Source organism: Ruegeria sp. AA6 (genome assembly GCF_056542865.1).
In genome coordinates this window covers 404,802-423,885 of sequence record NZ_JBQGAN010000002.1, presented here as the reverse complement: position 1 = coordinate 423,885, position 19,084 = coordinate 404,802, and the positions used below count along the sequence as shown (strand labels likewise).

General features: G+C 57.7%; 17 protein-coding genes and 1 tRNA gene. 11 read left to right on the top strand and 7 right to left on the bottom strand.

Annotated elements, in window-relative coordinates:
* Positions 1–41: 41 nt before the first annotated feature.
* Together ACR0LN_RS05085 and ACR0LN_RS05080 are read right to left on the bottom strand one after the other, a co-directional pair.
* Positions 42–287 carry an EF-hand domain-containing protein gene (locus ACR0LN_RS05085; RefSeq protein WP_480428169.1) on the bottom strand — a complete coding sequence of 82 codons (246 nt, stop codon included), beginning with the start codon at positions 285–287 and terminating at the stop codon, positions 42–44.
* Between the two features lie 545 nt (positions 288–832).
* The gene (locus ACR0LN_RS05080; RefSeq protein ID WP_480428168.1) at positions 833–4,453 is read right to left on the bottom strand and encodes a vitamin B12-dependent ribonucleotide reductase; all 3,621 of its coding nucleotides are present in this window, start codon (positions 4,451–4,453) and stop codon (positions 833–835) included.
* Between the two features lie 574 nt (positions 4,454–5,027).
* Between ACR0LN_RS05080 and ACR0LN_RS05075 the strand changes: the two genes are divergently transcribed.
* Entirely contained in the window at positions 5,028–5,423 is a 396-nt protein-coding gene (locus ACR0LN_RS05075; protein WP_480428167.1) for a hypothetical protein, read from the top strand.
* Positions 5,424–5,433: 10 nt separating this feature from the next.
* Here ACR0LN_RS05075 and ACR0LN_RS05070 read toward each other — a convergent pair.
* From ACR0LN_RS05070 to pdxH, 4 genes are all read right to left on the bottom strand, one after another.
* A tRNA-Pro gene (locus tag ACR0LN_RS05070) sits at positions 5,434–5,510 on the bottom strand.
* 44 nt (positions 5,511–5,554) lie between these two features.
* On the bottom strand, positions 5,555–6,022 hold the full coding sequence (locus tag ACR0LN_RS05065) for a DUF192 domain-containing protein (protein WP_480428166.1): 468 nt from the start codon (positions 6,020–6,022) through the stop codon (positions 5,555–5,557).
* Positions 6,023–6,028: 6 nt separating this feature from the next.
* Positions 6,029–6,535, bottom strand: a complete 507-nt coding sequence (locus ACR0LN_RS05060) for a cold-shock protein (RefSeq protein WP_480428366.1) — start codon at positions 6,533–6,535, stop codon at positions 6,029–6,031.
* 142 nt (positions 6,536–6,677) lie between these two features.
* On the bottom strand, positions 6,678–7,283 hold the full coding sequence (pdxH, locus tag ACR0LN_RS05055) for a pyridoxamine 5'-phosphate oxidase (protein ID WP_480428164.1): 606 nt from the start codon (positions 7,281–7,283) through the stop codon (positions 6,678–6,680).
* Positions 7,284–7,417: 134 nt separating this feature from the next.
* On the opposite strand from pdxH, the gene fabI reads away from it, so the two are divergent.
* From fabI to trpE, 5 genes are all read left to right on the top strand, one after another.
* Positions 7,418–8,224 (top strand): enoyl-ACP reductase FabI, encoded by an 807-nt coding sequence (gene fabI, locus ACR0LN_RS05050; protein ID WP_480428163.1) that lies wholly within the window; start codon positions 7,418–7,420, stop codon positions 8,222–8,224.
* A 3-nt stretch (positions 8,225–8,227) separates the two neighbouring features.
* Positions 8,228–8,737, top strand: a complete 510-nt coding sequence (gene gpt, locus ACR0LN_RS05045; RefSeq protein ID WP_480428162.1) for a xanthine phosphoribosyltransferase — start codon at positions 8,228–8,230, stop codon at positions 8,735–8,737.
* Between the two features lie 26 nt (positions 8,738–8,763).
* Positions 8,764–9,939, top strand: coding sequence for an aminotransferase (locus ACR0LN_RS05040; protein ID WP_480428161.1), 1,176 nt, complete (start codon positions 8,764–8,766; stop codon positions 9,937–9,939).
* Positions 9,940–10,016: 77 nt separating this feature from the next.
* Positions 10,017–11,858: a peptidyl-prolyl cis-trans isomerase gene (locus tag ACR0LN_RS05035; protein WP_480428159.1), complete on the top strand. Its 1,842-nt coding sequence runs from the start codon at positions 10,017–10,019 to the stop codon at positions 11,856–11,858.
* 12 nt (positions 11,859–11,870) lie between these two features.
* A complete protein-coding gene (trpE, locus tag ACR0LN_RS05030; protein WP_480428158.1) occupies positions 11,871–13,382 on the top strand; it encodes an anthranilate synthase component I in 1,512 nt (503 codons plus the stop codon).
* A 45-nt stretch (positions 13,383–13,427) separates the two neighbouring features.
* Here the strand turns inward: trpE and ACR0LN_RS05025 are convergent, their stop codons facing one another.
* Positions 13,428–14,819, bottom strand: coding sequence for a divergent polysaccharide deacetylase family protein (locus ACR0LN_RS05025; RefSeq protein WP_480428157.1), 1,392 nt, complete (start codon positions 14,817–14,819; stop codon positions 13,428–13,430).
* A 196-nt stretch (positions 14,820–15,015) separates the two neighbouring features.
* Between ACR0LN_RS05025 and ACR0LN_RS05020 the strand changes: the two genes are divergently transcribed.
* Genes ACR0LN_RS05020 through ACR0LN_RS05000 form a run of 5 tightly spaced genes read left to right on the top strand, consistent with a single transcriptional unit; the run spans position 15,016 to position 19,064 of the window.
* Entirely contained in the window at positions 15,016–15,597 is a 582-nt protein-coding gene (locus tag ACR0LN_RS05020) for an anthranilate synthase component II (RefSeq protein ID WP_480428365.1), read from the top strand.
* Positions 15,594–16,613, top strand: a complete 1,020-nt coding sequence (gene trpD, locus ACR0LN_RS05015; protein WP_480428155.1) for an anthranilate phosphoribosyltransferase — start codon at positions 15,594–15,596, stop codon at positions 16,611–16,613. The genes ACR0LN_RS05020 and trpD overlap by 4 nt, the downstream gene beginning before the upstream one ends.
* Positions 16,610–17,422 carry an indole-3-glycerol phosphate synthase TrpC gene (gene trpC, locus ACR0LN_RS05010; protein WP_480428154.1) on the top strand — a complete coding sequence of 271 codons (813 nt, stop codon included), beginning with the start codon at positions 16,610–16,612 and terminating at the stop codon, positions 17,420–17,422. Before trpD ends, trpC begins: the two co-directional genes overlap by 4 nt.
* The gene (gene moaC, locus ACR0LN_RS05005) at positions 17,422–17,895 is read left to right on the top strand and encodes a cyclic pyranopterin monophosphate synthase MoaC (RefSeq protein WP_480428153.1); all 474 of its coding nucleotides are present in this window, start codon (positions 17,422–17,424) and stop codon (positions 17,893–17,895) included. The genes trpC and moaC overlap by 1 nt, the downstream gene beginning before the upstream one ends.
* Positions 17,892–19,064: a molybdopterin molybdotransferase MoeA gene (locus tag ACR0LN_RS05000; RefSeq protein ID WP_480428151.1), complete on the top strand. Its 1,173-nt coding sequence runs from the start codon at positions 17,892–17,894 to the stop codon at positions 19,062–19,064. The genes moaC and ACR0LN_RS05000 overlap by 4 nt, the downstream gene beginning before the upstream one ends.
* Positions 19,065–19,084 lie beyond the last annotated feature (20 nt).

The following is a 19,084-nucleotide window of genomic DNA, read 5'->3' as shown; positions in this document are numbered from 1 at the left end:
ATAAAAGCGGCCAGAACACCTCTGGCCGCTTTCTTGCGCGATTAGCCGTCGGTCGCGGGCAATATACCAGCTTCCTGCGCTACGGCGATTTCGGCCTCATCCAGCGAACCGTCGCCATTTGCGTCCATTGCTGAAAACGTGTCTGCATCGACACCAGGCACGACGGCCTGAACTTCTTCGATGGTCAGAACACCATCCCCGTTGGCGTCCGCTGCTGCTTGTGCAACGGCCAGCGCGGGCAGTCCAAGAACAACGGCGGTCAAAGCGGCCATAGTTTGCGGTTTCATTGTGATGCCTCCTGATTGAGTTTTTTGCGTGTTTGCGTCCGGACAAGCATCAAAAACACCGCAAACGCCGACGCTGTCACCCGTATTGATTGTCCAAGCCCCTTTCGCGCCAATCTCCGCGTGTTTGCCAGAGTCGCGTCTGCGGCGAGTCGCTGGGCAAAACTCCCCCAAACGGCTTCGGCGAATCTTCCCCGATTTCGGACCAACAATCCGGCAAGGCTCTGCTCAATTTCGAAAAAGGTCTTTGAAAAAAGAAAGGGGGCCGAAGCCCCCTGTCAGTTTCGCCTTCCAGGCTCATTTCGTTGACCGCCCGGTATTTTTTTGCCTGCGGCCTGGACTGCGCATGGGACGAGCGCACCCGTCCCGTGAAAGAGTGGGAGGGAGCACGTATTCCGCCCCACCCTGTTCCCGGCCAACACGGGCATGTCGACCGAGTGGAGCAAGGCAAACTTGGTAAGTCTCAGTGCCTTGCTCCGTATTCGTCGGGACCGGAAGTCCGGGGGGGAAATCCAGGTCCCTACACCCCGCCTGGCGGGGCGTTTGCCTTAGCTACACCCGCTGGTCGCGCCGCAGGTGTTGCATTTCATGCAGGTGCCGTTGCGCACCAGCGTATAGTTTCCGCATTCTCCGCAGGGATCGCCCTCGTACCCCTGCATCTTGGCTTTGGTCCGTGCGTCCATGCCGGTTGCCACGGCGGTTTCCGCTGCCGGGGCCTCAAATGTGGGCGCGGCTTCGGCCATGCCGTTCACTTCGGCCTGCCCTCCGTTGAAAACCATCAAATCTTGCGGAAGACGCTTGCGTAGATACCCGGTCGAACTGATTTGTTTCAGTACTTCCAGAGACTTGGTCGCTGCGCTGTCACTGATTTCCGATACGTTGGACAGACCGTCCTCTTCACCCCGGCCCAGATCGTCGAAGGTCGCACCCTCGGGCTTCACATGGGCCAGATCGGTGCGGTCCAGATACGACACGGCCAGTTCGCGGAAGATGTAATCCAGGATCGACGTCGCGTTCTTGATCGAGTCGTTGCCCTGCACCATCCCCGCCGGTTCAAATTTGGTGAACGTGAAGGCGTCGACGAATTCCTCCAGCGGCACACCGTATTGCAGGCCGACCGAGACTGCGATGGCGAAGTTGTTCATCATCGCCCGGAAGCCAGCGCCTTCCTTGTGCATGTCGATGAAGATCTCGCCCAACTTGCCGTCTTCGAACTCACCCGTGCGTAGATAGACCTTGTGGCCGCCCACGATCGCCTTTTGGGTATAACCCTTGCGGCGATGAGGCAGTTTCTCGCGATGGCTGCGGATCATTTCCTTGACCACAACCTTCTCGATCACCTTCTCGGCCAGAACGACGGCTTTCTCATGAGTCGATCCGCTTTCCAGCACTTCTGCTGCTTCGTCATCATCCTCAACCAGCGCCGCCGCCAGAGGTTGCGACAGTTTCGAGCCATCACGATAGAGCGCATTGGCCTTCACACCCAGCGACCAACTGAGTTCATAGGCCTTCTGGCAATCCTCAATGGTCGCGTCGTTCGGCATGTTGATCGTCTTCGAGATCGCGCCCGAAATGAAGCTCTGCGCTGCCGCCATCATGGTGATGTGGCTATCAACCCCAAGGAAACGCTTGCCTTTCTTGCCGCACGGGTTGGCGCAGTCGAAGATTGAATAGTGTTCCTCTTTCAGGTGCGGTGCACCTTCCAAGGTCATGGTTCCACAAACGTGGTCGTTCGCTGCGTCTATATCCGCCTTGGTAAAGCCCAGATGGCGCAAAAGGTCGAAGGTCGGGTCGTTCAGCTTGGTGGCCGGGATGCCCAGAACGCCAGTGCAGAAATCCTCGCCCAGCGTCCACTGGTTGAACACGAACCGGATGTCGAACGCGCTTTCCAGCGCTGCGTCCACCTTGGCCAGTTCGTTTGGGCCGAAACCATGACCGGTCAGCGAAGTGTGGTTGATCCCCGGCGCGTTACCGATGGTTCCGTGACCGACCGCGTAACTCACGATTTCTTCGATCTGAGCCGAAGAATAACCCAGCTTCTCCAGCGCCGACGGTACTGAGCGGTTGATGATCTTGAAGTAACCGCCACCGGCCAGCTTCTTGAACTTGACCAGTGCAAAGTCCGGCTCAATTCCCGTCGTATCGCAATCCATCACCAGACCAATGGTGCCGGTCGGCGCGATCACGGTTGCCTGTGCGTTGCGGTAGCCGTTCTTCTCACCAAGGCTCAGCGCCTCGTCCCAAGCCGACATGGCCAGATCGACCAGACGCTTGTCCGGGCAGTTGCCGTGATCCAAGGGGACCGGCTTGACCGCCAGTTTCTCATAACCCTCGGTCACGCCCTGCGACGCACGGCGGTGGTTGCGGATAACGCGCAACATGTGATCCGCGTTCCGTTCGTACCCCTTGAACGGCCCCAGTTCACCGGCAATCTCGGCCGAGGTTGCATAGGCCACACCAGTCATGATCGCAGTCAGCGCGCCACAGATCGCCCGACCCTCGTCCGAGTCATAGCTGTAGCCCATGTTCATCAGCAGACCGCCGATGTTGGCGTAACCCAGACCCAGTGTGCGGAAGTCATAAGACAGCTGCGCTATTTCCTTCGACGGGAACTGCGCCATGGTCACTGAAATTTCCAGTGTCAGGGTCCACAGACGCGAGGCGTGCATATAGTCCGCCGCCTGGAACTCACCATCCTTCAGGAAGGTCAGCAGGTTCATCGACGCCAGGTTACAGGCCGTGTCATCAAGGAACATGTATTCCGAACAAGGGTTCGAGCCGCGGATTTCACCGTCTTCGGGGCATGTGTGCCACTCGTTTACGGTGTCGTGGAACTGAATGCCTGGATCGGCACAGGCCCATGCGGCGTGGCCGACTTTCTCCCACAGATCGCGCGCCTTGACGGTCTTGGCGACCTTGCCATCGGTCCGATTGATCAGCTCCCAATCAGCGTCTTTCTCAACGGCGGTCAGGAAGGCATTGGTCACACGGATCGAGTTGTTCGAATTCTGGCCCGAAACAGAGCTATAGGCTTCCGAATCCCAGTCCGTATCGTAGGTAGGGAATTCGATGCTATCGTGCCCCTGCCGCGCATAATCCAGGACGCGTTTGATGTAAGTCTCTGGGATCGCAACCTTTTTGGCTTCACGAACCGCTTTCTTCAGGCTGTCATTCTTGTTGGGGTCATACGCATCGTCTTGCGCACCGTCCCAGCTGCGGATGGCCTCGAAAATGCCGTTCAGCATCTTCTCGTGCATCTTCGATCCGGCAACGATCGAGGCCACCTTCTGCTCTTCGATCACCTTCCATTCGATGAATTGCTCGATGTCGGGGTGATCAGCATCGACGATTACCATCTTTGCTGCTCGACGGGTTGTCCCGCCTGATTTGATCGCGCCAGCGGCGCGGTCGCCGATCTTGAGAAAGCCCATCAGCCCGGAGGACTTGCCGCCACCTGACAGCGCTTCGCCTTCTGCACGCAGATGGCTGAAGTTGGTCCCGGTGCCCGAGCCGTATTTGAACAGGCGCGCCTCGCGCACCCACAGATCCATGATGCCGCCTTCGTTCACCAGATCATCATCGACGGACTGGATGAAGCAAGCATGCGGCTGTGGATGTTCATAAGCCGATTTCGATTTGGTCAGCTTGCCAGTTTGGTAATCAACGTAATGGTGCCCCTGCGCCGGGCCATCGATCCCGTAGGCCCAGTGCAGACCGGTGTTGAACCACTGCGGGCTGTTCGGCGCAGCACGCTGGGTCGCCAGCATGTAACGCATCTCGTCAAAGTAAGCGCGCGCATCATCCTCGGTCGAGAAATAGCCGCCCTTCCAGCCCCAATACGCCCAGGCACCTGCCAGACGATCGAACACCTGCTTGGAAGAGGTTTCTCCACCAAAGTCAGCGCCGTCAGCTGGGACCGAGCGCCACAGGAATTCAGGAACGTCCTTTTCCTTTACCTTTTTTAGGGCCGAGGGAACGCCTGCCTTACGGAAGTACTTCTGTGCGATAACGTCGCTGGCCACTTGGCTCCATTTCGCGGGGACTTCTATTTCATCCAGACGGAATACGATGGTGCCATCTGGATTCCGAATCTCAGACGTCGCTGAAACAAAGTCCAGATCTGCGTATGCGTCTTGCCCTGATTTGGTGAATTTTCTGTCAATCTTCATGTCCGCAGTCCTAGATTCAAACAACTTGTCCGTTGGCATCAGGTATTTTCAACGACCCGTCCGCCGTGCCAGAAAATTTGGGCGCAAAAGACCGGTCGCTGCCATGGACAGCGCAAAACCGTCTTATTTACGGCTGCACGTTAAATTAATGTGCTTTCCGACCCTCGCCCTATGCCTCTTTCTGATTTTCCTACCAGATTTAGTGGCATCCCTTTCGGCTCATACAATTTGGCGTATTCACCCATAGGACGTCAACGCCATTTTTCAGTCATTTTTGAAAACTTTTATGTTGACCGAATTCTTGTAAGGGCACCCCGGGCACTGCTTTCCGATTCCTCCACAGATTCATCCACCCCGCAGCGCGCGCGGTTCCTCCACCACTCAGCGGAATTAACTGTTATTCTCGGCAGAGTTACCAGCACTTGGTAATCCAGCGGTAAGATGAATAGGCTGTACAAGAATCGGAATCCTCTCACTTGGCTGACTAGACTGGGGGCGCCATGAGAAAATCGACAACGAAAAGGACAAAGGCGTGCTGACAACGTTTCGCTTACTTCCCGTTCTGTGTTTGATCGTGGCCTGCACGCCACAAGATGCGCCCCCGGCTTCGCGCAGCGCACAGTTCGACAGCTACCCTTCACGGCTGTTCGACACATTCGAAACGGAGTGTGACGGGCCCGGTGAGGAGTTCAACAAAACCGGAAACCGGGTTTTCGAATGTGCTGAATTTCTGCCGCCTGAAACCACCGCCTACCTGATTCTAAATTACGACGGATACCCGCAGGATTTGCCTAAAAGCGTACTACGGATGACTTCAACCAAGAATACATCGGGCTACCGGGTAGATGCGGAGTTGTTTTTCAACGTTCCGCAAAAAAAAGGAAGTTCGGTTCAGGTTCCGGTGGAAAGTAAAGATTTGGATGAGGCGCTCGGCGCCTTGTTCCAAAGCATGGGCGGTTCACCAACATAATGAGAAGAAGTGGTCGGGGCGGCAGGATTCGAACCTACGACCCCCTGTACCCAAAACAGGTGCGCTACCAGACTGCGCCACGCCCCGGACCGTGCGCCGTTCCTAACGATGCCGATCTGATTTGAAAAGCCCTAACAGGGCCAAATTGCGGGACCTTGTGAAAAAATTTCGTGCTGCATCTGCGTTCCGGGCGAAATCAGGTAACGCGAAGCCAGCCCGGCATTGATTTCAAGCACCGCATAGATCGAATTCCCGCCATCGATCACGGTTTCGTCGCCGGGAATCGCATTTTCGTGCACGTGGACAACCGTACCTGTGCGGTCGACAAAAATGATGTCCAAAGGAATCAGTGTGTTTTTCATCCAGAACGCAACTCGTTGCGGCGGGTCGAACACAAACAACATGCCCGAGCGTTTCGGCATCGACTCGCGGAACATCAATCCGCGCGCTCTTTCTTGCGGGGTGATCGCCAATTCAACGTTGAAATTGATCTGAGTCTTGTCGTTACGCAGATTAACGCGGTCATTCTGGCATGCGGCTACAACCTCACTGGTCCATAGCATCGTCAATCCAGCAAGAACCGTGAGAAATCTCAGCATGTTAGATCAGTCGTCCAGGGCCGCTTCCCAGGCCAACACCTGGGCCGCCATACGCCCACGTTTGCCGTCAATGACGCGCATAGCGAGCGCTTCACCCGGTTGAAGATCGGCAAGCCCTGATCGGCGCAAGACTTCAATATGCAAGAATACGTCCTCGCCCCGCCCAAAGACATTGGCAAAGCCAAAGCCCTTGCCCTTGTCGAACCACTTCACCCGGGCGGCCTCTAAAGGCGCTTCCGCAATAACGACCGGGTCCAACTCGGCAAAGTCCGCCAGCATCATTGAGTCGGCGCGCACTGGAGGATCAACGCTAATAATCTCAACCGCCTGAACACCACGATCAGTGCGGTGCGTCATGATCTCGATCCCAGCGCCATCCGCGACCGAGCTTTGACCAAAATTACGCAACACGTTCACATGCAACAGAATATCCGGACCGCCTTCGTCAGACACAACGAATCCGTACCCCTTGGCAGGGTCGAACCATTTCACGTGTCCACGGACGCGGTACATATTGTTCAGGTCTTCTGGCACGGTTTTCCCATCGCGAAAGTTAACTGTTCGTTAAGGGTCCGATGTGTATGGGATTGGCGCGCAAATTCAAGTTGAAAAAACCCTTTGGTTTCTATGTGTTGCATTTCACGATACGCGAACGTCATGGATTCAACCTCTGCACTTCCCACGCCGAGCCTACGTGATCCCGGCACCACTTGAACCTGTCGTGCAATCTGAATGCACCATCGGCCCAAAACTCGATCTCGGTCGGCACCAGCCTGTATCCCCCCCAGAAAGGTGGCCTCGGAGGATTCGGGCCCAGCTTCGCAGTTACCTTAGCAACCTCAGCCATAAGAGCTGAGCGACTGCTCAGAGGCTTGGATTGCTTCGATGCCCAAGCCCCCAAACGGCTTTTCAGCGAGCGGGACGCGTAATATTCATCCGCCTGTGGTCCGCTTTCCCGTGTAATTATACCACGAACACGGATTTGGCGCCGCAATGATTTCCAATGAATCACAAATGCTGCCTTACCCGCTGAATCAAGCTCAACCGCCTTGGCGCTTTCGTAATTGGTGTAAAAGACAAAGGCGTCAGATTCGATTTCCTTCAACAGCACCATACGAACATTCGGCATGCCCCCCGAATCCACTGTTGCCAACGCGATAGCATTGGGATCGTTTGGCTCGCTGTCTTTGGCTTCATCCAGCCACCGTGCCGCAATTTCAAACGGATCTTCGCCGGCGAATATGCCGTCTCGCTCGGTCATTTCCATCCCCCGGAAACTTTTGTCGACCACCCTAGGGCGAGAACCTGCCACGGGCAAGAGTCCACGGCCTTGAAGCAGCGCATCCAATGGCATAAACCAACCCAACATGACGCGAAGAAGGCGGAGAACCGAACATGTCAAATCAGTTGATGGCCGGAAAGCGCGGCCTCATCATGGGACTGGCCAATGATAAATCAATCGCATGGGGAATCGCCCGCGCGCTATCCGAAGCCGGGGCCGAGTTGGCCTTTTCTTATCAAGGCGATGCCCTGAAAAAACGGGTCGACCCGCTGGCGGCCCAATTAGGCAGCGAAATCGTCCTGCCCTGCGACGTCAGCGACGAAGAATCAATTGATGCCTTATTCACTTCGCTGGAAGAGAAATGGGGCAAGCTGGACTTTATCGTTCACGCCATCGGCTTTTCCGACAAGAACGAGCTGCGCGGTCGCTATGTCGACACCAGCCGTGCGAATTTCAAACTGACAATGGACGTGTCAGTCTATTCCTTTACCGCCGTAATGCAGCGCGCCGAGAAGATGATGTCTGAAGGCGGTAGTGCAGTTACCCTTACCTACTATGGTGCGGAACAAGTTATGCCGCACTATAACGTGATGGGCGTCGCCAAAGCTGCGCTGGAAGCGTCGGTCAAATATCTGGCCGAGGATCTGGGCAAGGACGGTATCCGCGTCAATTCAATCTCGGCCGGTCCAATCAAAACGCTGGCCGCCAGCGGCATTGGCGACTTCCGCTATATCATGAAGTGGAACGAGTACAATTCGCCCTTGCGCCGCAACGTGACCATTGACGATGTGGGCAAGTCGGCACTTTATCTGCTGTCCGATCTCAGCAGCGGCGTAACCGGTGAAAACCTGCATGTGGATTCGGGTTATCATATCGTCGGCATGAAGGCCGTCGACGCCCCAGATGTTGAAAAGGGTTAAGTCATGAGCGCCAAAGACCGCCTGCCCCACGAAAAAGGTTTTCACATCAGCTGGGACCAGATTCACCGTGATTCCCGCGCTTTGGCGTGGCGGCTGGACGGTCAGGGCCCGGATGAGGGTGCGTGGCGCGCCGTCGTCGCGATTACGCGCGGCGGCATGGCCCCTGCGATGATCGTCAGCCGTGAACTGGACATCCGTACCGTCGACACGATCAGCGTGCGCTCCTATCACCATCAGGCGCAGGGCGAAGCCGAGGTGCTGAAAGCCCCCGACGCCGAACTGATGGGCGATGGTGAGGGTATTTTAATCATCGACGATCTGGTCGACAGCGGCAAAACGCTGGAACTGGTGCGCGCGATGTATCCCAAGGCGCATTTCGCCACCGTTTATGCCAAGCCCAAAGGCCGTCCGATGGTGGATACGTTCATCACCGAAGTCAGCCAGGACACGTGGATCTTCTTCCCGTGGGATATGGCCCTGCAATATGTCGAACCCTACCGCGGCACCGACTGATCCCCTTCAAGCATTTAGGACCACGCATGACACGGACCCGCACCGCCGCAACCTTCGCCCCTCCGGTGATGGAGGCGCGGCGTTGGCTGGAAGGCGTGGTTTTCCCAGAAGACCGCCCTCTGATTAATGTCAGTCAGGCCGCTCCGGTCGACCCACCGCCTCTGGCCCTGCGTCAGGCCATGGCCGATTTTGCCGTGACCGAAGATCAGGCGCATTTGTACGGGCCGGTTTTGGGTAACCCGGACTTACGCTCAGCACTAGCGGCTCAGATCGGCCAGCACTATGACGCCACAATCGTTGCGGATCAGGTTGCGATCACCTCGGGGTGCAATCAGGCATTTGCGGCAACCATCTCGGCCATCACCGATGAAGGGGATGAAGTCATCCTGCCGACTCCATGGTATTTCAACCATAAAATGTGGTTGGATATGGCGGGCGTTCGCGCAGTTGACCTGAAAACCGGCGATGACCTGTTACCTGATGTTGATGCGGCCCGCGCCCTCATCACAGCCAAGACCCGCGCCATTGCTCTGGTGACGCCGAACAATCCCGGCGGTGTTGAATACCCTGCTGAACTAGTCCGCGCTTTCTACGACCTCGCTCGCGAAACCGGATTGCGACTGTTGGTAGACGAAACTTATCGCGACTTCGACAGCCGCAGCGGCCCCCCGCATGATCTATTCCAGCAACCGGGTTGGGATGAGACGCTGGTCCACCTCTATTCCTTTTCCAAAGCCTACCGCTTGACTGGTCACCGCGTCGGCGCGATCGCGAGCGGGGCCGATTTGCTTGCCGAAATCGAGAAGTTCCTCGACACGGTCGCAATTTGCCCCAGCCAGATTGGACAGTTTTCGGCCCTTTGGGGGATGCAGCATCTGTCACAATGGGTGGCCGGTGAACGCGATGAAATCTTGGACCGACGCGCTGCGATTCAGGAACATTTGCCAAACGTGACCGACAAGGGTTGGCGCTTGCTTGGGCTGGGCGCGTATTTCGCTTATTTCGAGCATCCATACGACATGCCATCAGACGAACTGGCCCGCCGCATGGTGTCTGAGGCCGGCGTTCTGGTGCTGCCCGGTACGATGTTCATGCCCGAAGGTGACCCTGCCGGAAAACGTCAGGTTCGCGTGGCGTTTGCCAATCTCGACCGGGCAGGAATCGCGCAGTTGTTCGAACGGCTTCAAGCACTATCCTTCTGAGCTTGCCCCCCGGTCGCCCGCGTCGTATTCAGGGCCGCAACCGACAGGGCAGTTTTGCCAAAGAATAAGAGGGCACCATGGCCGCAGGCATGAAAAACCTATCGAAGACCTTTGTCTGGATTCTCATGGGCCTATTGATGCTGGGCCTTGCTGGCTTTGGCGCTACCAGCCTGACCGGCACCGTGCGCACCGTTGCGCAGGTCGGTAACGAGGATATCTCGATCAACGAATATGTCCGTGAACTGCAACGCGAAATCCGTGCTGTGGAACAACAAACCGGTCAGCCCCTGCAAATCTCGCAGGCGCATGAGTTCGGGCTGGACCAACTGGCTCTGTCGCGCCTGACCGCTCTGGCCGCGCTGGACAATGAAGTGGGTGAGCTGGGCATATCTATCGGCGACGAGAACCTGCAAAAGGAAATTGTCGCCATTCCGGCCTTTCAGGGCGTCAATGGAACCTTCGACCGCGAAGCCTATCAGTTTCAGTTGGATCAGGTTGGCATGACAGATACCGAGTTCGAATCGGACCTGCGCAAGGAAACCTCGCGTACCATCGTGCAGAACGCTGTTGTCAGTGGGGTCGAAATGCCCTCGACCCTGACACAGGTGTTGACCGACTATGTTGGCGCACGCCGCAGTTTTACTGTGGCGACGGTTGGGCCAGATGCTTTGGCTACGCCAGTAGCTGAACCAACAGATGAACAAGTTCAGGCTTTTTACGACGAGAACCAGGATCAGTTCACCCTGCCCCGCACGAAACAACTGACCTATGCCATCCTGTCACCCGACATGTTGCTGGACAGTGTCGAGGTTGACGAGGACTCGGCACGTCGCCTTTATGATCAACGCGCTGCCGAGTTCTATCAGCCCGAACGCCGTTTGGTGGAACGCCTGACCTACCCGAACCAAGAAGCAGCCGAGACTGCAAAGGCCCAGCTTGAGGCTGGCGGTGCCTCTTTCGAACAACTGGTGCGGGATCGTGGGCTTGAGCTCAGCGATATCGACCTTGGCGATGTGACGCGTGATGACCTTGGCGAGGCTGCCGAAGCTGTTTTTGCTGCCGATCTGGACACTGTGGTAGGCCCGCTGCCTTCGACCTTTGGCCCCGCCTTGTTTCGCATCAACGGCTCTCTGGCGGAAAACAACACTCCGTTCGAAGATGCGGCCCCGGCCCTGCGTGAGGAACTGGCCGCTGATCGCGCCCGTCGTCAGATCGAAGCGCAAGCCGAAGACATTGACGATTTGCTGGCCGGTGGCGCAACGCTGGAAGAGCTGGCAGGTGAGACCGAGATGGAACTCGGCCAAATCGACTGGACCCGTCAAAGCGACGACGGCGTTGCCGCATATGATGGCTTCCGCACAGCCGCCGAAGCGGTGAACGAAGGCGACTTCCCCGAGGTTGGTTTTCTGGAAGACGGTTCGATCTTTGCTCTGCGCTTGAACGAAGTGCTTCCTCAGCGGCCCGAGCCCCTGGAATCCGCCCGCGATCGCGTGGCCGCAGCGTGGACACAGGCTGAAACCGGAAAGGCGCTGGAAGAACAGGCCAATTCTGTGCTTGATCAGTTGAACGCGGATGGTGATTTCACCGCAACCGGATTGCCGTTCCGTGTGGAAAACGCCCTGACCCGTACAGCGTTTTTGGATGACGTGCCCGCTGACTTCATGGTTCAGGTGTTTGAGATGGAACCCGGTGAACTGCGCGTCGTGCCCGGTGATGGCACCGCCTTTATTGTTCGATTGGACGAAGAGTTGCCCCCGGCCGAAACGGACGAACTGCGCCAAGCTCAGGCAGCGTTGGAAGCTCAGTTGAACCAGGCACTGGCCCAAAACATCTTCGACGTCTATGTGCGCGACGCGCAGACACGCGCGCGTCCCGTTATTGATCAGCGCGCGCTGAATGCCGTTCAGTCAAGCTATTAAAAGAGACCGAAAATGGCCCTGACCCCCGAGTTTGACAGCTTCGCCCGCGCTTATGAGGCAGGTGAAAATCAGGTCGTTTACACCCGTTTGGCGGCGGATTTGGATACGCCTGTCTCCTTGATGCTCAAGCTGACGGGCGCTCAGAAAGACGCCTTCATGCTTGAATCCGTAACCGGTGGAGAGGTGCGCGGACGGTATTCGATCATCGGGATGAAGCCGGACCTGATCTGGCGTTGCCGGGGGGAAACGTCCGAGCTGAACCGATCCGCCCGGTTTGATGCCGAGGCATTCTCGGCCCAGGACGGCAATCCGATGGATAACCTGCGGGCGCTGCTGGCCGAAAGCCGCATCGAGTTGCCCGACGATCTGCCGCAGGCCGCAGCGGGGTTGTTTGGCTATCTGGGTTACGACATGGTGCGGTTGGTCGAATATCTGCCGGACGTAAACCCTGATCCGCTGGACCTGCCCGACGCGATCATGCTGCGGCCCTCGGTGATCGCCGTCTTGGACGGCGTTAAGGGCGAGGTTACTGTTGTCTCTCCCGCTTGGATCGCCGAGGGGCAGTCGGCCAAGGCCGCCTATGCGCAGGCTGCTGAACGTGTGATGGACGCCGTCCGCGATTTGGAACGCGCCATGCCCGCCGAAACCCGCGATTTGGGCGATGCGTCCGAGGTTGCACCGCCGGTGTCGAACTTCACCAAATCCGGCTATATGGAAGCGGTTGAGAAAGCCAAGGAATACATCCGTGCAGGAGACATTTTTCAGGTCGTCCCTGCACAGCGCTGGACGCAGGATTTTCCGCAGCCGCCCTTCGCGCTCTATCGTTCTCTGCGCCGCACCAACCCGTCGCCGTTTATGTTCTATTTTAACTTTGGCGGTTTTCAGGTCGTGGGAGCCAGCCCCGAAATTCTGGTGCGTGTGTTCGGCGATGAGGTGACGATCCGCCCAATTGCAGGCACCCGTCCGCGCGGTGCGACACCCGAAGAAGACAAAGCGAACGAGATTGACCTGCTGGCCGACAAGAAAGAGCTGGCCGAGCACCTGATGCTGCTGGATCTGGGTCGCAATGATACCGGCCGTGTCGCCAAGATCGGCACTGTCCGCCCCACCGAAGAGTTCATCATCGAACGCTACAGCCATGTGATGCACATCGTGTCGAACGTGGTCGGAGAACTGGCCGAAGACAAAGACGCGTTGGATGCCTTCTTTGCCGGGATGCCTGCAGGCACCGTCTCGGGCGCGCCCAAGGTGCGAGCGATGGAGATCATCGACGAGTTGGAGCCCGAAAAGCGCGGCGTCTATGGCGGCGGTGTCGGATATTTCAGCGCGGGTGGCGACATGGACATGTGCATCGCCCTGCGCACGGCCATCGTGAAGGATCAAAAGCTGTATATTCAGGCCGGTGGCGGCGTCGTCTACGACAGTGACCCCGAGTACGAATATATGGAGACCGTTCACAAATCGAACGCCATCCGGCGGGCCGCGGCCGATGCGGCGCGGTTTACGGGTTCGGGCAACTCATAAAAAAGCGGCTGACCTGATGGGTCGGCCGCTTTCCCAGTTCAGACCTTACTGAACTTCTTTCATCATCACTGCGGAAATCGGGGCCATTGCGACACGGTTGCCGCGATCTTCCAGCCCCCACAGCAACAGGGCCGAGATTGTGTCTGGGCGCAACCGCCCCAACATCACCACGGTCCCCTCTTGGCCAGCGCGGAACGCTGCTTGGTCCAAAAAGCGGCGCATGATCTTAGGATCCTGACGGGCTCCATCGATGTCACGGAAGATCACGCCGGATGGTACGCCATTTCGCGCAGCCAGCTTTTGCACGGTGTTCAAACCGTTATCCTGAGTGATCAGACCCCTACCGGTGCCAGCGGCAATCGCAGCCACCTGATCAGCCAGTTTGCGGTTGCCCTGAATGCCTGTTTCCACCCCCTCAAGGATACCTACCGTTTCAGGCAAAGTATCAAACCAGACGGCCAGCGACACCTCAGCATCCTGTGCGCTGGCAGCTTCGGGAAGGTCGGCCAAGGCCAAAACTTCAAACCCGGCCTCACGGTGACGTGCCATCTTTTCAGCGGCCTCAGGGTCCGAAGGGCTAACGGCAAAACTAAGCGGATAGGGGAAGTCGTGCAGCGCTTCGGCGCCATAGGCCCCCTCGTCATCAATCAGAATGATCGACATCAATGGCTTCGCTTCGGGGTTATCGAAGTCTGCCGCGAAGGCTTCGATAGGTTTCCCTGGAACGACCAACCCCGCGTCAGTTGAATTTGCCTGAGCGGCATCGTCGCGCTCGGTCAAAGGCACCACGCGCTTTCCAATGCTTGATGCTACGGGTGAATCACCATCAGTGCCGATCTGTGGCACCGAAGCGATCCGGGGCAAGTCGCGCGGAGCGGTATCTTCGTCCCCCTCTACAGCAATCGGACTGTCTTCGAACGGGTTTGCCTCGGTTTCCTGAGTGCTGGGTTCAGCTATAGGCGCAGCCTCGTCGGTTTCTGGCTTGGCCTGTACGGCAGGCGCCTCCAGCGACACGTCTGGAAGGCTTTCAGTGTTCGGCGAAGCCTGCACCAGCGGCGGAGACTGCGGTGCAATCGGTGCCTCGGTCATCACGCTAACCGGTGCTGCCCCAGGAGCCTCGGGCGCTTGGACTTTTACCGAGGCATCCTGTACTTGTGGTTGCGCGTCTGGTTCAACCTCGACATCCGTCAATTCAGCGAGCGTATCCGACTGCTCTGTATGAGATTCCGGCTCCGCCGGAGGCAAATCAAGCACGTCACTATCACCGATCGCCTTAGTGGAAGCTGACGCCACGTCCGGAGCCTCGACAACTGCCGGTTCCGGCGCCGAGATCGCCACGTCAGGTTTGTTCGTCAGGGGAGTGTTCAGCGACAATACTGCCGCTAACGCAAGGACGACGATCGTTCCCACGATCAATCCGCTGACAAATCCGCCCATACCTTTTTGCCTCTCGTACTGGCTCTGCTTCGATCACATTCTCGCCGTCTGTTGCGGCATTTGCTTACCAGAGCATCAAGATCGGGATGTCCCCTTGACGCTGCCGCGCAAGCCTGAGCATGTATGTTCCGACATTATACCGTGGCTCGGGGCTGCATCGCCAGTCCCAAATGCCCAAGCCGAGACAAGTGCCCAAATGCTGCTGCTGATCGACAACTACGACTCGTTTACCTACAATCTGGTACATTATTTAGGCGAACTTGGCGCCGAAATGGTCATTCGGCGGAATGATGCCTTGGATGTTCAGGAAGCCATGGCCATGAACCCCTCTGGGATACTTCTAAGCCCCGGCCCTTGTGACCCGGATCAGGCCGGTATCTGCCTTGCCCTGACCGAAGCGGCCGCCGAGACAAAGACGCCACTGATGGGGGTATGTTTGGGACACCAGACCATTGGACAAGCTTTTGGAGGCGACGTGATCCGCTGCCACGAGATTGTGCATGGCAAGATGGGCACTATGCACCACACTGGCAAAGGCGTTTTCGCTGGGCTGCCCACTCCATTTGAAGCAACGCGCTATCATTCGCTGGTTGTCGACCCGAACACCCTGCCCGACTGTCTTGAAATCACAGCCGAATTGGAAGACGGCACCATCATGGGTCTTCAACACAAAGAGCTTCCCATTCATGGCGTCCAGTTCCACCCGGAATCCATCGCCTCCGAGCACGGCCACGCTCTGCTCAAGAATTTCCTGTCCGAGATGAAAGTTCCTGCATGAGCGACGCTCTGAAACCATTGATCGGGGCTGCCGCCGACCGGCCTCTGACCCGCGCCGAGGCCGAACAGGCCTTCGGCATTCTGTTCGAAGGTGAGGCCACGCCCAGCCAGATTGGCGGACTGCTGATGGCCATGCGCACCCGTGGCGAAACCGTCGAAGAATACGCCGCTGCCGCTGCCGTGATGCGGGCCAAGTGTAACGCCGTGACAGCGCCTGCCGGTGCGATGGATATCGTTGGCACCGGCGGTGACGGCAAGGGCACGCTGAATATCTCTACCGCCACAGCCTTTGTGGTTGCTGGTGCTGGCGTCACTGTCGCAAAGCATGGAAACCGCAATCTCAGCTCCAAGTCCGGCGCAGCGGATGCTCTGGGGCAGCTTGGAATTAACGTGATGGTCGGCCCGGAAGTCGTTGAAAAGGCTTTGAAAGAGGTTGGAATCGGGTTCATGATGGCCCCGATGCATCACCCCGCCATTGCCCATGTTATGCCGTCCCGGCAAGAACTGGGAACTCGTACAATTTTTAACATCCTCGGCCCGCTCACCAACCCGGCCGGTGTCAAACGCCAATTAACCGGCGCGTTCAGCCGTGACCTGATCCGCCCGATGGCGGAAACGCTGGGCTTGCTTGGCTCGGACCGCGCATGGCTGGTCCATGGATCGGACGGCACTGATGAACTGACCATCACCGGCATCAGCTGGGTCGCCGCGCTGGAAGACGGTATCGTCAAAGAGGTCGAGCTTCACCCCGAAGACGCAGGCTTGCCGGTTCATCCGTTCGAGCACATCATCGGGGGTACGCCTGAAGAAAACGCCGTAGCGTTTCGCGCGTTGCTGGACGGTAAGCCCTCGGCCTATCGCGACGCAGTTTTGCTGAACTCGGCTGCGGCGCTGGTGGTTGCTGACGCCGCCGCGGATCTACGCGAAGGCGTCGCCAAAGCCGTCGAAAGCATCGACAGTGGAAAAGCAAAAGAAAAAATCGCGGCACTGGCCCGAATGACTCAGGAGGCCGCATGACCGAGACGGTACTGGACAAGATCAAAGCCTATAAGCTGGAAGAAGTTGCCGCAGACAAGGCCGAGAGATCGCTGGACATTTTGGAAAGTGAAGCGAGGTTCGCACCAGAAGTTCGCGGCTTTGCCGAGGCGCTGCAAAAGGCAACCCGGCGCGGCTATGGCTTGATCGCTGAGGTCAAGAAGGCCAGCCCGTCAAAGGGTCTGATCCGCCCGGACTTTGATCCGCCGGTTCTGGCAAAAGCCTATGAAGAAGGCGGCGCAGCGTGCTTGTCCGTGCTGACCGACACACCCAGCTTTCAGGGCGCCAAGGAGTATCTGACCGCCGCCCGTGCGGCGACCTCGTTGCCAGCTCTGCGCAAGGATTTCATGTATGACCCTTATCAGGTGGTCGAGGCACGCGCATTGGGGGCCGATTGCATATTGATCATCATGGCCTCGGTCGAAGACGCTCAGGCGGCTGAGCTGGAGCAGACCGCGTTTGACTGGGGTATGGACGTTCTGATCGAGGTTCATGACGAGGCTGAACTGGATCGCGCGACCAAGCTGAAAAGCCCACTGATCGGGATAAACAACCGCAATCTCAAGACCTTCGAGACATTGCTTGATACTACGCGCCGGTTGTCGAAACTGGTACCGGGCGACCGGACTATCGTGTGTGAAAGCGGCCTGAGTACGTCCGAAGACTTGGCTGATATTGCTCGCTACGGCGCGCGCTGCTTCCTGATCGGTGAAAGCCTGATGCGTCAGGATGACGTTACGGCTGCCACGCGGCACCTGCTGTCAAACCCTCTGATCCCCGGAGTAATGTAATGCCGCTGACCCATTTTGATGCGCAAGGCCAAGCGCATATGGTTGATGTCTCGGACAAGGCCGTGACTGATCGAGTGGCTGTCGCGGCAGCGCACATCAAGATGACTCAGGAAACCTTTGATTTGATTTCAGAAGGTCGCGCCAAGAAGGGTGATGTTCTGGGCGTTGCACGTCTGGCAGGTATCATGGGTGCCAAAAAGACGCCGGATCTGATCCCGCTATGCCACCCGCTGCCGGTTACAAAGGTTGCGGTCGAATTGACGCTGGACCCGGAATTGCCGGGCGTTCAGATTGAAGCAACCGTCAAGACCTCGGGTCAGACCGGGGTTGAGATGGAGGCGCTGACCGCAGCTTCGACCGCGGCGCTGACCGTTTATGACATGACCAAGGCTGTTGATAAGGCCATGGAAATCGGCGGCGTTCGCGTTCTGCTGAAAGATGGTGGTAAATCTGGACGTTACGAGGCGAAATGATCACCGTCGAAGACGCCCGGGCGCTGCTTTTTGATCTCGTTTCTCCGCTAGAGGCTGAAGCGGTTCCGCTCCCTGAGGCCACTGGGCGAGTGCTGGCGCAAGACGTAAGCGCAACCCGCGACCAACCTCCGTTTGCGGCCTCATCAATGGACGGCTATGCCCTGAAATCGACCGAGGTCGAACTGCATGCGATGTTCAAGGTCATTGGTGAGTCCGCCGCCGGTCGTCGGTTCGATGGCAGCGTCGGCGCAGGGCAAGCGGTCCGTATCTTCACCGGCGCGCCGGTTCCTGAAGGGGCTGATTTTGTAGTGATTCAAGAGGACACAGAGCGTCGCGGTGACCTTCTGACAATTGCTGACGACCCCGGCACAAAATCAAATATACGTCCAGCGGGTGTCGATTTTACCGCCGGGACAAAGATCACCGCACCGCGCCGGTTGCGCCCCGAAGACATCGCCCTGATGGCGGCCATGAATATCCCCATAGCGCCGGTGACCCGCAAGCCTGTGGTCGCGCTCATCTCGACCGGAGATGAACTGGTTATGCCCGGTGAAACCCCGGGGCCGGACCAGATAATCGCGTCCAACACCTTCGGCTTGAAAGCCATGCTCGAAAATGCGGGGGCTCAGGTTCGTATCCTTCCGATTGCGCGCGACACGGTCGCATCGCTGGAAACCGCCTTCGGATTGGCCCAAGGCGCCGATTTGGTGGTCACCGTCGGCGGCGCATCTGTAGGAGAATACGATCTGGTCGCTGACGTTTCGCAGGGGTTGGGAATGGAACGGTCGTTCTACAAGATCCGAATGCGCCCCGGAAAACCTCTGATGGCCGGTCGTCTGGGCAATGCCGCGATGGTTGGATTGCCGGGGAATCCTGTAAGTGCAATGGTTTGCGGGTATCTGTTCTTGGTGCCGATGCTGCGAAGGATGCTGGGTGTTGATCAAACGTTGCCCTCTTTCCAACGTGCCCAGTTGGCCGAGCCGATTGGCAAAAACGGTCCACGCGAACATTACATGCGAGCTGTATTGGGCACAGACGGAATCCGGGCCTGTGCGGATCAGGATAGCTCGTTACTAAGCGTACTGGCCGAAGCCAACGCACTGCTGGTGCGCGAACCGCATGATCCGGCACGCCCTGCGGGGGATGAAGTTCTGTACCTTCCGATTTAGGTGCTCCGCAAATCCGTTGA